This is a genomic window from Methylobacterium sp. yr668 (assembly GCF_900116245.1).
Classification (GTDB): Bacteria; Pseudomonadota; Alphaproteobacteria; order Rhizobiales; family Beijerinckiaceae; genus Methylobacterium.
The window spans coordinates 1-17414 of record NZ_FOZY01000057.1; the positions used below are offsets into that span (position 1 = coordinate 1).

At 71.5% G+C, this 17414-nt stretch carries 15 protein-coding genes and 1 pseudogene; 15 read left to right on the plus strand and 1 reads right to left on the minus strand.

What is annotated here, in order from left to right; translation table 11 throughout:
- Positions 1-59: 59 nt before the first annotated feature.
- The 13 genes and pseudogenes from BM419_RS30195 (at position 60) to BM419_RS30255 (ending at position 14838) form a co-directional block, all read left to right on the plus strand.
- Complete coding sequence (locus BM419_RS30195) at positions 60-1280, plus strand: IS256 family transposase (protein WP_091928509.1); 1221 nt, start codon at positions 60-62, stop codon at positions 1278-1280.
- A gap of 40 nt (positions 1281-1320) precedes the next feature.
- Positions 1321-2604, plus strand: a pseudogene (locus BM419_RS30200) (carbohydrate porin); the annotation flags it as partial.
- A 211-nt stretch (positions 2605-2815) separates the two neighbouring features.
- Complete coding sequence (locus BM419_RS30205; RefSeq protein ID WP_091928614.1) at positions 2816-4324, plus strand: ATPase domain-containing protein; 1509 nt, start codon at positions 2816-2818, stop codon at positions 4322-4324.
- Positions 4311-5351 (plus strand): sensor histidine kinase, encoded by a 1041-nt coding sequence (locus tag BM419_RS30210; RefSeq protein WP_020094777.1) that lies wholly within the window; start codon positions 4311-4313, stop codon positions 5349-5351. The genes BM419_RS30205 and BM419_RS30210 overlap by 14 nt, the downstream gene beginning before the upstream one ends.
- A gap of 142 nt (positions 5352-5493) precedes the next feature.
- A complete protein-coding gene (locus tag BM419_RS30215; RefSeq protein WP_091928615.1) occupies positions 5494-5856 on the plus strand; it encodes a hypothetical protein in 363 nt (120 codons plus the stop codon).
- A gap of 457 nt (positions 5857-6313) precedes the next feature.
- Positions 6314-6886, plus strand: a complete 573-nt coding sequence (msuE, locus tag BM419_RS30220) for an FMN reductase (protein ID WP_091928616.1) — start codon at positions 6314-6316, stop codon at positions 6884-6886.
- An 8-nt stretch (positions 6887-6894) separates the two neighbouring features.
- Positions 6895-7866, plus strand: coding sequence for an aliphatic sulfonate ABC transporter substrate-binding protein (locus BM419_RS30225; RefSeq protein WP_091928617.1), 972 nt, complete (start codon positions 6895-6897; stop codon positions 7864-7866).
- A gap of 17 nt (positions 7867-7883) precedes the next feature.
- The gene (locus tag BM419_RS30230; RefSeq protein ID WP_020094781.1) at positions 7884-8927 is read left to right on the plus strand and encodes a sulfonate ABC transporter substrate-binding protein; all 1044 of its coding nucleotides are present in this window, start codon (positions 7884-7886) and stop codon (positions 8925-8927) included.
- Positions 8927-9709 carry an aliphatic sulfonate ABC transporter permease SsuC gene (ssuC, locus tag BM419_RS30235; protein WP_020094782.1) on the plus strand — a complete coding sequence of 261 codons (783 nt, stop codon included), beginning with the start codon at positions 8927-8929 and terminating at the stop codon, positions 9707-9709. The genes BM419_RS30230 and ssuC overlap by 1 nt, the downstream gene beginning before the upstream one ends.
- A complete protein-coding gene (locus tag BM419_RS30240) occupies positions 9709-10596 on the plus strand; it encodes an ABC transporter ATP-binding protein (protein WP_175556421.1) in 888 nt (295 codons plus the stop codon). Before ssuC ends, BM419_RS30240 begins: the two co-directional genes overlap by 1 nt.
- Before the next feature lie 118 nt (positions 10597-10714).
- Positions 10715-11890 (plus strand): FMNH2-dependent alkanesulfonate monooxygenase, encoded by a 1176-nt coding sequence (gene ssuD / locus BM419_RS30245; protein WP_020094784.1) that lies wholly within the window; start codon positions 10715-10717, stop codon positions 11888-11890.
- A gap of 141 nt (positions 11891-12031) precedes the next feature.
- Positions 12032-12301 (plus strand): hypothetical protein, encoded by a 270-nt coding sequence (locus BM419_RS30250; protein ID WP_012318328.1) that lies wholly within the window; start codon positions 12032-12034, stop codon positions 12299-12301.
- Between the two features lie 281 nt (positions 12302-12582).
- Entirely contained in the window at positions 12583-14838 is a 2256-nt protein-coding gene (locus BM419_RS30255; RefSeq protein WP_091928618.1) for a cyclic nucleotide-binding domain-containing protein, read from the plus strand.
- 34 nt (positions 14839-14872) lie between these two features.
- On the opposite strand, the gene BM419_RS30260 is transcribed toward BM419_RS30255, so the two are convergent.
- Positions 14873-15268, minus strand: coding sequence for a DUF3307 domain-containing protein (locus BM419_RS30260; protein ID WP_091928619.1), 396 nt, complete (start codon positions 15266-15268; stop codon positions 14873-14875).
- Positions 15269-15612: 344 nt separating this feature from the next.
- Here BM419_RS30260 and BM419_RS30265 point away from each other — a divergent pair, with 344 nt between their 5' ends.
- Both BM419_RS30265 and BM419_RS30270 read left to right on the plus strand, forming a co-directional pair.
- A complete protein-coding gene (locus tag BM419_RS30265; protein WP_244540925.1) occupies positions 15613-16266 on the plus strand; it encodes a sigma-70 family RNA polymerase sigma factor in 654 nt (217 codons plus the stop codon).
- A gap of 68 nt (positions 16267-16334) precedes the next feature.
- Complete coding sequence (locus tag BM419_RS30270; RefSeq protein ID WP_107684798.1) at positions 16335-17414, plus strand: IS630 family transposase; 1080 nt, start codon at positions 16335-16337, stop codon at positions 17412-17414.

The window sequence follows — 17414 nt, forward strand, 5'->3', positions numbered from 1 at the left end:
GCGGGACTGTCGGGAATTTCGTGTGCGGGCGGCCATAGTGGATCCGATGGAGGTTCCCGATGGCACGACGCAAAGCACCCCGTATCCCTGACGCGCTCCTGGATCAGCTCCTGGCCGGGGCCGATCCGAAGACGGCGTTCGAGGCCGATGGCCTGCTGCACGAGCTGAAGAAGGCCCTGGCCGAGCGGGCGCTCAACGCCGAGATGGATCACCATCTGGCGGGCGAGGATGCTGGCAATACGCGCAACGGCTACGGCCGCAAGACGGTCACGACCGAGACAGGCCGGATCGAGCTTTCGATCCCGCGCGACCGGCAGGCGACATTCGATCCGCAGCTGATCGCCCGCTATCAGCGCCGCTTTCCCGGCTTCGACGACAAGATCGTGTCGCTGTACGCCCGCGGCATGAGCACCCGGGAGATCGTTGGGCACCTGCGCGAGCTCTACGGCATCGAGGTCTCACCCGACTTGATCAGTGCGGTGACCGACGCGGTGCTGGAGGAGGTCGCCGCCTGGCAGGCCCGGCCGCTGGAGCCGGTCTACCCGATCGTGTTCTTCGACGCCCTGCGGATCAAGGTGCGCGACGAGGGCGTGGTCCGCAACAAGGCCGTGCACATCGCGCTGGGCGTGCGCGCCGACGGATCCAAGGAGATCCTCGGCCTGTGGCTGGAGCAGAACGAGGGCGCCAAGTTCTGGTTGCGGGTCATGAACGAGCTGAGGAACCGCGGCGTCGAGGACGTGCTGCTGGCCGTGGTCGACGGCCTGAAGGGCTTCCCCGACGCGATCCGGGCGGTCTTCCCCGAGGCGCTGGTCCAGACCTGCATCGTCCACCTGCTGCGCTACAGCCTCGACTTCGTCTCCTACAAGGACCGCAAGGCCGTGGCGGCGGCGCTGAAGGACATCTACCGCGCGCTCGATGCCGCAGCCGGCGAGGCGGCGCTGGCGGCCTTCGAGGCGAGCGAGTGGGGCCGGCGCTACCCGGCCATCGCCCAGAGCTGGCGACGGGCCTGGGGCGAGGTGATCCCGTTCTACGCCTTCCCCGGCGAGGTGCGCCGGATCCTGTACACGACGAATGCCATCGAGGCCCTGAACGCCACGCTGCGCCGAGCTGTGCGCGCCCGCGGGCACTTCCCGACCGACGAGGCCGCGCTGAAGCTGCTCTACCTAGTCTTGAACCGCTCCGAGAAGGCGTGGAAGATGGGCCCGCGCGAGTGGGTCATGGCCAAGGCGCAGTTCGCCGTCATCTTCGGCGAGCGCTTCACCCGGGCCATGGCGGCCTGATGTTCAATCCGCCGCCCGCACACGGAATTCCTGACAGTCCCTGCAGGGCAGCAGCGCGACGCCGCCCAGCCTGCCGCCGGGCACCCTCGATCTCGGCAACGGGATCAGCATGGTCCTGAACTACACGGGCGAGTTCGCCGCCAACCCGTCCGGCGGCATCCGGCAGGGATCGGCCTATGCGGGCCAGATCGCGTTCGGCCTCGACGCCGATCTCGCCCGCCTCGCCGGCATCGACGGCGGCTCGGTCCACACCGTCGTCACCCAGCGCCACGGCCGGAGCCTGGCCCAGGATGACATCGGCTTCAACGGCAGCGTGCAGGAGATCTACGGCGGCGGCCAGACCGCCCATCTGACGCTGCTGTCCTACGAGCAGAAGCTGTTCGACAACCGGCTCGACATCGAGGTGGGCCGCCTGCTCGCCAACCCCAACTTCCTGGCTTCGCCGCTCTACTGCAACTTCCAGAACAACGCGACCTGCGGCGCGCCCAAGTCCATCTTCAAGCTGACGAACTTCACCTACTGGCCGATCGCCACCTGGGGCGGCCACGCCAAGGCCTGGGTCAACGACAAGGTGTTCCTGCACGCCGGCATCTACGAGGTGAACCCGCGCGACCAGCTGCCGACCCGGAACGGCATCGACTGGTCGACCAGCGGCGCCACCGGATTCCTGGTGCCGGTGGAGGTCGGCTACGCGACCAATTTCGGCAACGATCCGCTGCCGCGCAACTACAGCATCGGCGCCGTCTTCGACCGGTCGGACTACAAGGATCCCGTGCTCGACCAGCGGGGCGGGGCTCAGGTCTTCAGCGGTCTCGATCCGCTGACCCGGTTCGGGCGATCGGCGGTCTACGCCCGCTTCGACCAGATGGTCTAGCGGCCGGACCCGAGCGGCGTCCAGGGCCTGTCTGTGTTCGGCGTCGTGATCGGCGGCACCGGCGGCCGGCAGACCCAGGATTACTTCCTGGAGGGCGGCGCCGTGCTGACCGGCACCTTCCCGGGTCGGCCCTACGACACCCTCGGCCTCGTCTTCGCCATGGAGAAGCTCTCGCCGCTGGGCACGGCCAACATCCGGGCGGCGCGCGCGTCACTGGGGCTCGGCACCCGGAACGTCGAGTCCCTGCAGACCATCCTGGAGCTGAGCTACGGCATCCAGCTCACCCCGGCGGTGCGGCTGATGCCGAACCTGCAATACGTGATCGACCCGGACCAGACCCGCTTCCCGTTCCGCCCGAAGCCGATCCCGGATGCCTTCGTGATCGGTGCGAAACTGTCGGTGGACCTGTTCACCCTGGCCGGCCTGGCGAAGGGGCCGGGCAGCCAGTAACACGCCGACCACCCCGGCGTCCGCGCCCTGCGCGCGTCGCGTTCCCCGGGAACCGGGCGCCGGGGAGGGGCATCCTGCAACCGTGAGACGCGGGGCGCGACCGCCGGCGGCGTTTCGCGCCCCGCGCGCCATCGTGTACGAGACCGGGCTCCGCGTTCCGTCACGCGGTCGACGGGCCGCCCGCCCGCGGGACGACGGCAGGGACCTGGACATGGCAGTGACCGATCACGACGCGGCACCGGTCTCCACCGGGGTGACCGGCCTCGACCACATCCTGGCCGGCGGCTACGCGTCCCAGCGCTCGCACCTCATCGAGGGGCGGCCCGGATCCGGCAAGACGACGCTGGCGATGCAGTTCCTCCTCGACGGCGTACACCGGGGCGAGCGCTGCCTGTACATCACGCTCTCGGAGAGCCGGCGCGAGCTCCTGAACGTCGCGGAGCGCCACGGCTGGTCCCTCGACGGCATCGAGATTTGCGAGCTCGTCGCGCCGGAACTCAGCCTCGACCCCGGGCAGCAGCAGAGCCTCGTCCACTCGTCCGACCTCGAGCTCGGCGAGACCGTCCGGATGGCGATCGCCGAGATCGAGCGGCTCAAGCCGCAGCGCGTGGTGTTCGACAGCCTCTCGGAGATCCGGCTGCTCTCGCAGGGATCGCTGCGCTACCGCAGGCAGGTCCACGCCCTGCGCAGCTTCCTGCTCATCCAGAACACCACGGCGCTGCTCCTCGACGATCTCACCGCCGAGACGGACGACCTGAACCTGCACAGCCTCAGCCACGCCGTGATCCGGCTGGAGCAGCTCGCGCCCCTGTACGGCGGCGAGCGGCGGCGCCTGCGCGTGATCAAGATGCGCGGCACGCCGTTCCGGGGCGGTTTCCACGACTACGTGATCCGGCGCGGCGGGCTCACGGTGTTCCCGCGCCTCGTCGCGGCCGAGCATCTCGGCACCTTTCCCGACGACCGGTGCGGCACGGGCAGCCCCGAACTGGACCAGCTGCTCGGCGGCGGCCTCGACCGGGGCACCAGCACCATGCTGATCGGCCCGTCCGGCGTCGGCAAGTCCACGGTGGCGCTCACCTGCGTCACCGCGGCGATCGCCCGCGGCGAGCGGGCGCTGATCCTCAGCTTCGACGAGACCACCGGCGTCCTCAGTCGCCGGGCCCGCGGCCTCGCCATGCCGGTCGACGACGCGATCGCCGCCGGATCGCTCATCGTCGAGCAGATCGACCCGGCCGAGGTCTCGCCCGGCGAACTCGCCGACATCGTCCAGAACGCGGTCGAGCACCGGGGCGTGACGACGGTCGTGATCGACTCCCTGACCGGCTATCACAACGCCATGCCGGAGGAGAATTACCTGCTCCTGCAGATGCACGAGATGCTGACCTACCTGAACCAGCAGGGCGTGCTCTCGCTCCTCGTCCTGGCCCAGCACGGCATGATCGGGGCGATGGGCGCGACTGTCGACCTCACCTACCTCAGCGACACGATCCTGCTGTTCCGCACCTTCGAGGCCGACGGGCGGCTGCGGCGCGCGATCTCGGTCGTGAAGAAGCGGACCGGCAGCCACGAGGACACGATCCGCGAATTGCGGATCGACTCCGGCGGGATCCGCGTTGGCGAACCGCTCAGCGCGTTCCGAGGTATCATGACCGGCGTTCCGACATTCGAGGGTGAGCGGTCGTCGCTCCTGCCAACCCGCGCGGCTGATGACCGAGGCTGAACTGCCGGTTCTCATCTTCGCGCCGGGTGGCCGCGACGCCGCCGTCGCCGCGGCGATCCTCGGCGAGGCGCGGATCGCGGCACAGGTGTGCGCCAGCCTCGCGGACGTGGTCTCCCGGCTCGACGCGGCCGCCTGCGCGGTGCTCACCGAGGAGGCGCTGCTGTCCTCGAACCGCCAGGCCCTGGCGGACTGGATCGCCGCGCAGCCGCCCTGGTCCGATTTCCCGTTCATCCTCCTGCGGCTGCGGGGCGCCGAGCCCAACGCGCAGCTGACCGACATGCTCGGCAACGTCAGCGTGCTGGAACGCCCGTTCCACCCGGCGACGCTGGTCATGGCGGCCCGCTCCGCCCATCGCGCCAAGCGCCGGCAGCTCGAGGCGCGCGCCCATCTCGAGGAGCGCGAGCGCACGACCGAGCGGCAGGCGCTCCTGATCCGCGAGCTGCATCACCGGGTGAAGAACACGCTGGCCACCGTGCAGGCGCTGCTCGGGGCCTCGGCCCGGTCCGCGACCAGCGTCGACGCGTTCTACGCGTCGTTCTCGGCGCGGGTGATCTCGCTGGCCAAGACCCACAATCTCCTGACCGAGGATTACTGGCAGCAGGCGCCCCTGCGCGAGATGCTGATGAACGAGCTCGGGCCCTACAACGACGTCGAGGGCGCCCGCATCCAGCTGGACGGCCCCGCGATCGACCTGATGGGCGACCTCGCGGTCCCGACCGGCATGGCCATCCACGAGCTGACGACCAACGCGGCCAAGCACGGCGCCCTGTCGGTCCCGGAGGGCCGGATCGCGATCCGGTGGGATATCGAGCAGACGCCGGCCGCCCGCATGCTGCACCTCGACTGGACCGAGCGGGGTGGTCCGGCCACGGCGGTGCCGACGCGGAAGGGCTTCGGCTCGACGCTGCTGCAGCGTGTGCTGAAGGTCCAGTGCCAGGCGGACATCGCCTTCGATTTCCAGCCGGCCGGGCTGCACTTCACCATGCGGGCGCCGCTGCCCGAGACGCGCGTCGTCCCGGCGTACTGAGGCGGTCAGGGTTCCGCACCCGACGCCGCGCCTGTCGCGGGGTGTGCGCTTTCACACAGAAGTGTCTTGCCTTCTGCGGTCCTGATCGAACTTATCGCAGGTGCGAGATTTAGGATGTCGCAGCACAGCGATACGTCTTGCGATGAATAGATTTGCTCCTCTCGTGGCGGCCGCACTGGCCTGGGCCGTGTTCGGCACCTGGGCCGAAGCCCGTCGCTCGTCCTTGCAGAAGGACGTTCCGGCGCTCCGCCCGGGGATCGAGGCCGATCTGGCCGCGAGACACTGTCCGGCCGTCCGGATCGACACGGAGCGCTTCCGTCAGTTCTCGCGCGAGAACCATCTGAACCACGCGGACTTCTTCACGAAGAAGCGCTCGGTCGCCCTGCAGCTCGACCTCGACGCGGAGTTGGCGCAGCTCAGGGAGCGTCCGGAAGAGGCCTGCGCGCAGATGTGGACCAAGTACGGCGACGACGGCACCGTGCAGCACCTCCTCGTCCGCAAGTAGGCACCGCCTGCCGATCCGGAGCCGCAGGGCGCGTCGTCGACGACGACGCTGGCGACCGCGAGGGTGTCAGCGCGGGCGGCGTTCCGGTCGCGTCGGCCTCCCCCGCCGCCCCGGATCCCGGGGCTGGCGATTCGGTTCCGAGTCCGCCCACGTACCGAGAACACGCTTCTCCCGCCGGGCGCGCCGAGAGAATAAAACCCCGCCTCTCGCGCCGATGAACCGCCGGCACGCAAGATCTCGCGCCCATCCCGCGCGGCGGTCGAGATGAAAGTCCATATTGGACGCCCGATTTCGGGGAGAACATTTTTCCTTCACCGGGCAATTGGGAACGCCGTTTCATTGACGGCGGAAGTCGCAGCCATCAATTCTAGCGGCCTGTTCGGATGTCCGGCCGCGCAACCTCCGCTCTTCGGAGACGGGGCGGTCCGTCATCCTGTCTCACAGCAAGGCATCCGGAATGACACGACCGAGACTCGTCGGGCTGAGCGCCAACGTGCAGCGGCCCTCGAAGACCCGCACGCTGGTGGATGCCGTGCTCCGCGAGGCCAGCGCCCAGGCCTCTCTCGACGCGGAGATCCTCGACTTCGTCGATGCCGGGACCGGCCTCGGCGCCGCCTGGACCCGCGACCAGCTCGCGCCGGCCGCGCGCGGCGTGCTCGCGGCCATCGAGGAGGCGGACGGGCTGGTCGTCGGCTCGCCGGTCTACAAGGGCGCCTATACCGGCCTGTTCAAGCACCTGTTCGACCTGGTCGATCCGGGGGCGCTCGCCGGGAAGCCCGTGGCGATCGTGGCCACGGGCGGCGGCGCGCGCCACGCCCTCGTGGTCGAGCACGCGTTCCGGCCGCTCTTCGGCTTCTTCGGGGCGCTCCAGATCCCGACCGCGGTCTACGCCTCCGATCCCGATTTCAGCGACGGCGCGCTGACGGAGGCCGGGGTGCGCGCCCGCGCCCGCGAGGCCGGCGGGCAGCTCGCCGCGCTGCTCGTGCACCGGGCGGCCGCGGCGCCGCTCACCCTCGCCGCCGCCGAGTGAGCCGGCCGATGCTCGACCGTCGCGCCCTGCTGGCCTCCCTCGCGGCCCTGCCCCTAGCACCGGCCCTCGCGCCGGCCCTCGTCCCGGGCGCCCGGGCGGCCGAGCCCGGCGTGCTGCGGATCGGCTACCAGAAGAACGGCATCCTGGTCGTCGCCAAGCAGCAGAAGATCATCGAGAAGCGCCTGGAGCCCCTCGGATACGCGGTACGCTGGGTCGAGTTCTCCTTCGGGCCGCCGCTGCTGGAGGCCCTGTCGCTGGACGGGATCGATCTCGGTCAGACGGGCGACGCCCCGCCGATCTTCGCGCAGGCCGCGCGCTCCAACCTCGTCTATGCGGCCGCCCAGGAGGCCGGCGGCTCCGGCGCCGGGATCCTGCTGCCGAAGGGCTCGGAGATCCGCAGCCTCGCCGAGCTCAAGGGCAAGCGCGTCGCCTTCGCCAAGGCGTCGAGCTCCCACAACCTGACCATCGCGGCGCTGGAGAAGGCCGGCCTGAGCTACGCCGACATCGAGCCGGTGACGCTGGCGCCCGCGGATGCCGCGGCCGCCTTCGCCCGGGGCAGCATCGACGCCTGGACGATCTGGGATCCGTACTTCGCCATCGCCGAGCAGGGGGGGGGCGTGCGCGTGCTGGTGCGCGCCACCGACGTCACCCCGCAGAACAACTTCTTCCTGGCGAGCCGGCCCTTCGCGGAGAGCCGGGCCCCGGTCCTCACCGCGGCGATCGACGCCCTGGGCGAGGTGGCGGCCTGGTGCACGCAGAATCGCGGCGCGGTGGCGGACCTCCTGTCGCAGGGCACCGGCGTGCCGCTGGCCGCGACGCGGCGGGCGGTGGACCGGACCGACTACGTGATCGGACCGATGACCGACCGCGTCGCCGCCGAGCAGCAGCGGGTCGCCGACCGCTTCCACGCCCTGAAGCTGATCCCGAAGCCGATCCGCATCGCCGACGCGGTCTGGACGCCCCCCGCCCGCAACGGCTGAGACGACCGCAGAGAGCCATGACCGACCGATCGCCCCGCGCGCTGTCCCTGTCATCCGCCGGCGCCCCGAATCGCCGCCTCCTCCTGTCCGCCGGCCTCGGCCTCGCGGCGGCCGCGCTGCTGCGGCCCGCCCGCGCGGCCGGCAGCATCCGGATCGGCTACCAGAAATACGGGTCCCTCGTGCTGCTGAAGGCCCGCGGCACCCTGGAGAAGGCCCTCCAGCCCCTCGGCACCGCGGTGGCGTGGTCCGAGTTCCCGTCCGGGCCGCCGCTCCTGGAGGCGCTGAATGCCGGGGCGATCGATTTCGGCTCGGCCGGCGAGGCGCCGCCGATCTTCGCCCAGGCGGCGAGCCCGGAGCTGCGCTACGTGGCCGCCGAGCCGCCGGCGCCGCGGGGCGAGGCGATCCTCGTGCCCAAGGACAGCCCGATCCGCAGCGTCGCCGACCTGCGCGGCAAGACCGTCGCCCTCAACAAGGGATCGAACGTCCACTACCTGCTGGTGCGCGCTCTGGAGCAGGCGGGCGTCCCCTACGACGCGGTGACGCTCGCCTACCTGGCGCCGGCCGACGCCAACGCCGCCTTCGTGCGCGGCTCCGTCGATGCCTGGGTGATCTGGGACCCGTTCCAGGCCGCCGCCGAGCGCGCCACGGGCGCCCGGGTCCTGGTCGACGGGCGCGGGGTCGACGGGCACGCGCTCGCCCCCAACCGCCAGTTCTACCTGTCCCGGCGCGGCTTCACCGACACCAGTCCCGCGATCGTCTCGGCCGTGCTGCAGGCGATCGGGGAGATCGACGCCTGGGCCGAGGGCCATGCCGACGCCGTGGCGGCGGAACTGGCGCCCTCGGTGGGCATCCCCGCGCCGGTCCTCGCCGTGGCGCTCGGCCGCCTGTCCTACGGCGTCGCGCCCCTCGACGCGGCCGCGATCGCCGACCAGCAGAAGGTCGCCGACAGCTTCCACCGTCTCGGGCTCCTGCCGAAGCCCGTCCGGGTCGCCGACGCGGTCTGGACGCCGCCCGGGCCCGCGGACGCCCTCAAGTCCGAGAAGCGGACGGAGAACCGCTGATGCGCCCCTCGAAGCTCGATCGCCTGCGCGACTCCGCGGTGCCCTGGCTGCTGCCGGCCGCCATCCTGCTCGGCTGGCAGGCCGCGGTCTCGGCCGGCCTCGTCTCCAACCGCTTCATGCCGGCGCCCCTCGACGTGGTCCGGGCCGGCTGGGAGGCCGGGCGGACCGGGGAGCTCTGGACCAATCTCGGCGTCAGCACCCTGCGGGCGCTGGCGGGCTTCGTGATCGGCGGCGGCATCGGCTTCGGGCTCGGCCTCGCCAACGGCCTGTCGCGCCTGTCGGAGCGGCTCACCGACACCTCGGTGCAGATGGTGCGCAACGTGCCCCACCTGTCGCTGATCCCGCTGGTGATCCTGTGGTTCGGCATCGGCGAGGAGGCCAAGCTGTTCCTCGTGGCGCTCGGCGTGTTCTTCCCGATCTACGCCAACACCCTGCACGGCATCCGCTCGGTGGATCCGGGCCTCGTGGAGATGGGCCGGGTCTACGGCATGTCCCGCACCGAGCTGTTCACCCGCGTGGTGCTGCCCGGCGCCCTGCCGTCGATCTTCGTGGGCCTGCGCTACGCGCTGGGCATCATGTGGCTGACGCTGATCGTCGCCGAGACGATCTCGGCCTCGTCGGGGCTCGGCTACATGGCCATGCAGGCCCGGGAGTTCATGCTGGTCGACGTCGTCGTGCTGGCGATCCTGATCTACGCCGCCCTCGGCAAGTTCGCCGACGCCCTGACCCGCCAGCTCGAGCGCGCCTGCCTCGCCTGGAATCCCGCCTACAGGAGCGCCTGATGCTGCTCGACGCCGTCCGCCGCGAGGCGCTTCCCGACCCGGGCACGGATCCGCGCCCGGCGCCCGGCCCCGCCCCGGGGCACAGGCAAGCGGATCTGCCCGCAAATCTGCCCGCGGATTCGCCCCCCTCGCCGCCGGCCCGCGGGATCGCCGTCACCGTCCGCGACCTGGACAAGAGCTTCGACGGCACCGCCGTCATCGAGGGCCTGAACCTGTTCCTGCCGGCCGGCGGGTTCACCGCGGTGGTCGGCCGCTCCGGCTGCGGCAAGAGCACCCTGCTGCGCCTCATCCTCGGGCTCGACACGCCCACGGGCGGGCGGATCGACCTGGAGGGGCCGGAACGCTCCCCGCGCCGGTCCGAGCCGCCGAAGCGGATCATGTTCCAGGAGCCGCGGCTGCTGCCCTGGGCGCGGGTCGTCGACAACGTGGCGGTCGGCCTGTCGGGGCACGGCTCCCGGGCCGAGCGCCGGGAGCGGGCGCTCGCGGCGCTCGCCGAGGTCGGCCTCGCCGACAAGGCCGGGCAGTGGCCCGCCACCCTGTCGGGCGGCCAGCGCCAGCGCGTGGCCCTGGCCCGGGCGCTGGTGAGCCGGCCGGGCCTGCTCGCCCTCGACGAGCCGCTGGGCGCCCTCGACGCCCTGACCCGGATCGGCATGCAGGACCTGATCGAGCGGATCTGGCGGGCGCAGGGGTTCACCGCGCTCCTCGTCACGCACGACGTCGCCGAGGCCGTGGCGCTGGCCGACCGCATCCTCGTGGTCGAGGCCGGCCGGATCGCCCTCGACCTGCGGGTCGACGTGCCGCGGCCGCGCCGGCGCGGGGATCCGGACCTCGCCCGCCTCGAGGGCCGCATCCTCGATCACCTGCTCGGATCGCAGCCGACCGCCTGAACGCGGGGCCGCCGTTTCCCGGAAGCGGCGGCCCGCCCTAGCTCTCGACGATCACCGGACCCGCGCAGTCGGGTCCGGCTTTTCCGCATCCGGCCACCGGGCCGCACAGGAGATTCCGATGACAGCAGCCAATGACGGGCGCGCCGACGTCCTCTGGTTCCTGCCGACCCACGGCGACGGCCGCTATCTCGGCGCGCGGGAGGGGGCCCGGGACGTCTCGCTCAGCTATCTCCGGCAGATCGCGCAGGGGGCGGACGAGCTCGGCTATTACGGCGTGCTGCTGCCCACCGGACGCTCCTGCGAGGATTCCTGGATCGTCGCCTCGGCGCTGGCGCCGCTGACCAAGCAGCTGCGCTTCCTCGTGGCGGTGCGGCCGGGCCTGATGGAGCCCTCCGCGGCGGCCCGCATGACCGCGACCCTCGACCGGATCTCGGACGGGCGCCTCCTGATCAACGTCGTCACCGGCGGCGACCCGGTGGAACTCGCCGGCGACGGCGTGTTCCTGTCCCACGACGAACGCTACGCCGTCACCGACGAGTTCCTGACGATCTGGCGCGGCCTGCTCGCGGGCGAGACCGTGACCTTCCGGGGCGATCACCTGCGCACCGAGAACGGCCGGCTGATCTTCCCGCCGGTGCAGAAGCCCTATCCGCCGCTCTATTTCGGCGGCTCGTCGGCGGCCGGCATGGCGGTCGCGGCCGAGCATTGCGACGTCTACCTGACCTGGGGCGAGCCCCCGGCCCAGGTCGCCGAGAAGATCGCCGCCGCCCGGGAGGCCGCCGAGGCGAAGGGCAAGACCTTCTCGTACGGCATCCGCCTGCACGTCATCGCCCGCGAGACCGAGGCCGCGGCCTGGGAGGCCGCCGAGCAGCTGATCTCGAAGCTCGACGACGCCACCATCGCCAAGGCGCAGGAGACCCTGAAGCGGCAGGATTCCGTCGGCCAGAGCCGCATGATGGCGCTCCACGGCGGCAGCCGCGACAAGCTCGTGGTGGCGCCGAACCTCTGGGCCGGCGTCGGCCTCGTCCGCGGCGGCGCCGGGACGGCGCTGGTCGGCTCGGCCGACCAGGTCGCCGACCGGATGAAGGAGTACATCGATCTCGGGATCGACCGCTTCATCCTCTCGGGCTACCCGCACCTGGAGGAGGCCTACCGGTTCGCCGAGCTGGTCTTCCCGAAGCTGCCGCTGCGCGCCACGACCGGGCGGCCGGCCGGCAATGCCCGCAACGACGGCCCGTTCGGCGAGATCATCGCCAACGACCTCGTTCCGACCCGCCGCGTCAGCGCGCACTGACCGGCGGCCCCGCCGGCACGGGGCATGGCTGATCTGCGTTCGGGCAGCCCGGGCGTCATGGTCATGCCATCCTTGGCGCCCATCCGCACCGCCCATCGCCGCGCGACCCGCTCGCGCGGCCTGGACGAGCGTAGGATTTCGATGACTTCGACCAAGACGGCCCTCCTGGCCATCGGTCTGTGCCTCGGCCCCGCCGCGGCCTTCGCGGAGCAATCCCCGGCCCGGGAAGCCCTCAAGCAGTACTGCACCGGCGACTACATGGATTTCTGCAGCGCCTACGCGCCGGGTGGCCCGGAGGTCGAGGCCTGCTTCAAGGCCAACCTGAAGAAGCTCTCCCCGAACTGCTCGGCGGCGATCACCGCCTACAAGAAGGAGCAGCGGGCGACCAAGCGCGTCAGCGAGGCGCGCTGAGGGCCGAAGGCCCGTCGCGGCGGCCGCGACCCGGGAGCCCCCGACGGCGCGGCGGATCGGCCGATCCGCCGCGCGATCCACCGCGGCGATCCCACAATGCTGCCGCGCGGAAGCGGCCTGCACGATAATTTAAGCCGGCACCTGCCATCGGTTGAGAACTGGCGTGGCCAAGGTCAGGTCCTGCGATTCGGCGACGATCCGTGCACGTGATCGCACGGGATCTGCCCCGGGATCTGCGATCTCCGCGCCCATCGGGATTTCGAGACGCGGGTACCGTGCCGATGACGACAACCGACCTGACGTCCGCCGGGACCGCATCCCCGGCCGGCGGCCGCGCGGCGATCCTGCGCGGGGCCCGCATCGGGGCGGCGGCGGCCGTCACCGTGATGGTGCTGCTCCTCGACCTCATCAGCTACTCCCAGCTCATCTTCTCGGGGCCGCTGGTGGAGAGCCGCGCGGCCGGCCTGTCGGCGCTGCTCGCGGCCTACGTGCTGGGCAGCCTCGTCTTCATCGCGCTCCGCCGCACCGCGCGGATCTCGCTGTCCTTCATCGGCGCGGCCGCGATCGTGCAGGCGGCGATCGCCGCGGCGGTCGCCGGGCAGCTCGAGGCCGCGGGCGTCACCGATCCGGAGACGGTCGGCCAGCTCGTGCTCGTCGCCTGCGGCGTCTCGACCTTCGCCACCGGCGTGATCTTCGCGCTGCTCGGCACCCTGCGGGCCTCCCTGCTGGTGCAGCTCTTGCCCTACCCGGTGCTCGCCGGCTTCCTCGGCGGCGTCGGCCTGCTGTTCCTGCGCAGCGGCGTGCAGATCGGCGGCCATGTCGACGACCCGCTCGCGGCCCTGCTCCACGCCGTCGATCCGGCGAACCTCGATCCGGGCCGGATCGATGCCGGGGCGCTCGCGCGCATCGCCCTGACCCTCGTGATCGGGTTCTGCGCCTTCTACCTCCCTCGGATCGTCCGGCACTGGGGGACCTACCCGACGGTGATCCTGTCGAGCCTCGCGGTGGTCCATCTCGGGCTGGCCTGGACGGGCACCAGCGTCGCCGCCGGGCAGGCATCGGGATGGCTGATCGAGCCGCTGCCGACGGGCACGCTGCTGCGGCCGCCCGCCATCGGCAGCCTGACGGCCTTCGATCCGCACCTGCTCCTGCCGATCTGGCCCAAGATCGCCACCCTGGTCGTCGTGGCGGTGATCATCCAGATCCTCTACGTGGTGAGCGTCGAGCTGGAGATCCGGCGCGACCTCGACATCGACCGGATGTTCGTCGCCTCGGGCGCCACCAACCTGGTCGGCAGCGTGTTCGGCAGCTCCGCGATGGGCTTCGGCCGGACCTCGACGCTGCTGCTGCACAACATCGGCGGCGGCCACTGGCTCGGCTGGTGGCTGACCCTCGCGGTCATGGCGGCGCTCCTCATCGTCGGCGCGAGTCCCCTGGCGCTGCTGCCCCGCCCGCTGGCCGGCGGCGCCCTGATCGCCATCGGCATCGGGCTCCTGTTCAACCTCGGCGTCGCCAGCCGGACCCTGCCGGGCTGGGAGATCGCCATCGCGCTGGTCGTGTGCACCGCCACCGCGTATTTCGGGGCCACCACGGGCTTCCTCGTCGGCGTCCTGCTGGCGATCCTGATCTTCGGGGTCCAGTACGGGCAGATCGGCGCGATCCGCCGGTCGCTCTCCGGGGCGGACCGGCGCAGCAGCGTGATCCGCGGCCCCGACGCCGCCGCGCGGCTCGAGGCGGCCGGCGGCCGGACCCGGATCTACACCCTGCAGGGCTACCTGTTCTTCCTCAACGCGCAGGCGATCTTCCGCCGGGCCGCCGCGGAGGCCGGGGATCTGCGCGTGCTGATCCTGGATTTCCGCGAGACCGTGGGACTCGACAGCTCGGCGCTGATCGCGTTCCGCAAGGTTGGCCAGCTCGCCGAGCAGCGGCGCTTCGAGGTGCTGCTGGTCCACGTGGATCCGGTCGCGCGCCTGCTGATCACCCGCAACGGCCTCACCGCCGACCCGCGTGTCCGGATCCTCGACACGCTGGACGAGGCCCTGCGCGCCGCCGAGGCGACGCTCCTGGCGGAGGCCGGCGGCGCCGGCCCGGGGGAAGTCGCCGTCTTCGCCCGGCACATGGCCGACCGGCTCGGCAGCACGTTCGGCCCGGACGACTTCGCGCCCTACCTGACGGTCCGCGAGCTCGCGGCGGGCGCGGCGCTGATGCGCCAGGGGGAGGCGGCCGATGCCCTCTACTTCCTGGAGCAGGGCCTCGTTTCCATCGAGATGGAGGTCCCCGGCCGCGGCAATCTGCGCCTGCGCACCACCACGGCCGGCACGGTGATCGGCGAGATCGCGCTGGTCCAGGGCGGGCGGCGCACCGCCACCGCCGTCGCCGAGAGCCCCTGCCGGGTGGTCGTCATCGACCGCGCCGCCCTCGCGCGGATGGAGCGGGAGCGCCCGGATCTCGCGCTCGCCTTCCAGCGCTTCCTGATTCTGGAACTGGCCGGCAAGGTCTCCGACACGAATCGGCTGCTCGAGGCCGAGATGCAGTGAGGCGCCCGGCGGCGCCGGCTCTCCCGGTCAGGGGTCAGGCCGTCGCCAGCACCACGGCGAGCCCCAGATGGGTGACCTGGTGCAGGAACTGGTCGATGCCGATCAGCCACCAGAACCGGGCGTCCGTGGCCGGCAGGCGGGTCCGCTGGCCGACCAGCACCTTGCCGCGATCGATCCCCGTGTGGATCGCGAAATCGACGAGCGCCAGCCACCACAGGGCCGGCTTCACCGCCAGCGCGATCAGCAGCGTGCCGAGGCCGTGCAGGCCGGTATGGGCGCAGAGGGGGGCGAGCCAGGCGGACGACCGCTGCTTGCCCTGCGCCATCCAGTTGGTCTGAAGGAAGAAGTCCGCCGCGAGGTGCTTCACGGCGAACGCCAGGACCAGCAGCGCGAAGGCACCCACCGGGACGAGCGTATCGACGGACGGCATCGCGGCGCTGGCTCTCCTGCCGCGATCCTGCGGGGACGGGTTCGGCGGCGCGCACCGCGCCCCGAATCGAGGAAGCGCCAGCATACACGCGCCGACGGACCCTGGCGCGAGCGGAAATCCGGCGCGGCCGCCGGCCCGATCCCGGGCGTGGCACCGCAGGATTCAGGATCCGGAATGACTTCCCGCCCTGCTGCCGGGCGCGCCAAAAGATGTTTCCTCTATTCCCTCAGGCATCCGGTAATCTGTCGAGTTTTAATAATTCCAATCCACGAAGATAGACGTTGTTACACAGAACAGCCGCGTGTTACGCGTCCCGCCCGCACGCGCCGTGCCGATGGGAGCTTATGGGCGGGACAGTGGCGACCTGGAACAGCGACGCCGGTCCCTCCGGCCACGGGATCGCCGCGGGCCGGCCCGGCCGCCCTCCGCCCGGCGGATCATGGAACCTCGCGGCGTTCGAGCGCCATCGCGCCGCCTATCTGGCGCGGGCGCGCCGCATCCTCGGCTGCCCGGCCCAGGCGGAGGACGTGGTCCAGGACGTGCTGCTCCGGCTGATCGCCGATCCGCCCCCGGCCCAGACCGCGATCCAGGCCGCCTATGTCGGGCGGATGGTGCGCAACCTCGCCCTGGACCGGGCGCGGCGGCAGGGCCTCGAGCGGCGCCTGTTCACCGGCCTCGACGCCGCGCCGGACCCGGCCGATCCCGGCATCGGGACCCCCGAGGCGGCCGCGGCGTCGCGGGAATCCCTGCGGCAGGTGGAGGCCGCGGTGGCCGAGCTGCCGGAGCCGGTGCGCACGGTCTTCCAGCTCCACCGGGTCGAGGGCGTGCCGCAGATCGAGATCGCGGCCCGGCTCGGGGTCTCGCGCGCGCTGGTGTGCGGCCTCGTGCGCCGCGGCCACCTGCACTGCCTCGCGGCCCTCGACCGGCGCTGCGCCGCCTGCCCGGCGCGCGCCGAGGCCCCAGGCCGGCAGCGGCGCCGGACCGCGCCCGTCAACTAGTGGTTGAGCCCTAACGGTTGAGTCCGTGTGGGGTTTCGGTTTGAGGCCCATCCTGCGAGTCTAGCGGGATGCGCAGTGGTATATCTTTCACGCTCTCAACCTCGGATCGCCTTCGGCTCGAAGCACTCGTTGCGGATCGAAACACGTCGCAGAAGCACGTCTGGCGCGCCCGCATCGCGCTGCTGAGTGCCAATGGACTCGGGACGCACGCGATCATGCGTGAGGCAGGCGTGTCCAAGACGGTGGTCTGGCGCTGGCAGGACCGCTTCGCGCAGGAGGGCGTCGACGGACTCCTTCGGGACAAGACGCGGCCGGCGCGCATCCCGCCGCTGGGGCCGGAGGTGGCGGCGCGCGTAGTGGCTCTGACGCAAGGAGATCCGCCCGGCGAGACCACGCATTGGACGGCCGCCGCCATGAGCAAGGCCGCGGCCATCAGCGTCTCGTCGGTGCAGCGGATCTGGCGGGGGCACGGCCTACAGCCGCATCGGGTCCGGCAGTTCAAGCTCTCCACCGACCCAGCCTTCGCCGCCAAATTGCGCGACGTCGTCGGGCTCTACGTCGATCCGCCCGCTCATGCCGTCGTCCTCTCGGTCGACGAGAAGAGCCAGATCCAGGCGCTCGCCCGCACGCAGGCCCCGTTGCCGATGAAGCCGGGCTACCCGACGACGCGCACCCACGACTACAAGCGCCACGGGACGACGACCCTGTTTGCCGCTCTGGACGTGCTGGAGGGCAAGGTGATCGGCCGCTGCATGCAGCGCCACCGACATCAGGAGTTCATCCGCTTCCTCAACGCGGTCGAAGCGGCGGTTCCGGAGGGCAAGATCGTCCACGCGATCCTGGACAACTATGCCGTCCACAAGCACCCGAAGGTCCGTGCTTGGCTCGGCCGCCACCCGCGCTGGACCTTCCACTTCACCCCGACCTCAGCCTCGTGGCTCAATGCCGTCGAGGGCTTCTTCGCCAAGCTCGCAAAACGCCGGCTCCGACGCGGCGTGTTCGGATCGCTGATCGAGGTGCAGGCCGCCATCAAACGCTTCATCGCCGAGAGCAACGGCGACCCGAAGCCCTTCGTCTGGACCGCCGACCCGGATCGCATCATCCAGGCCGCGAAGCGCGGGCACCAAGTGTTAGACTCGCACCACTAG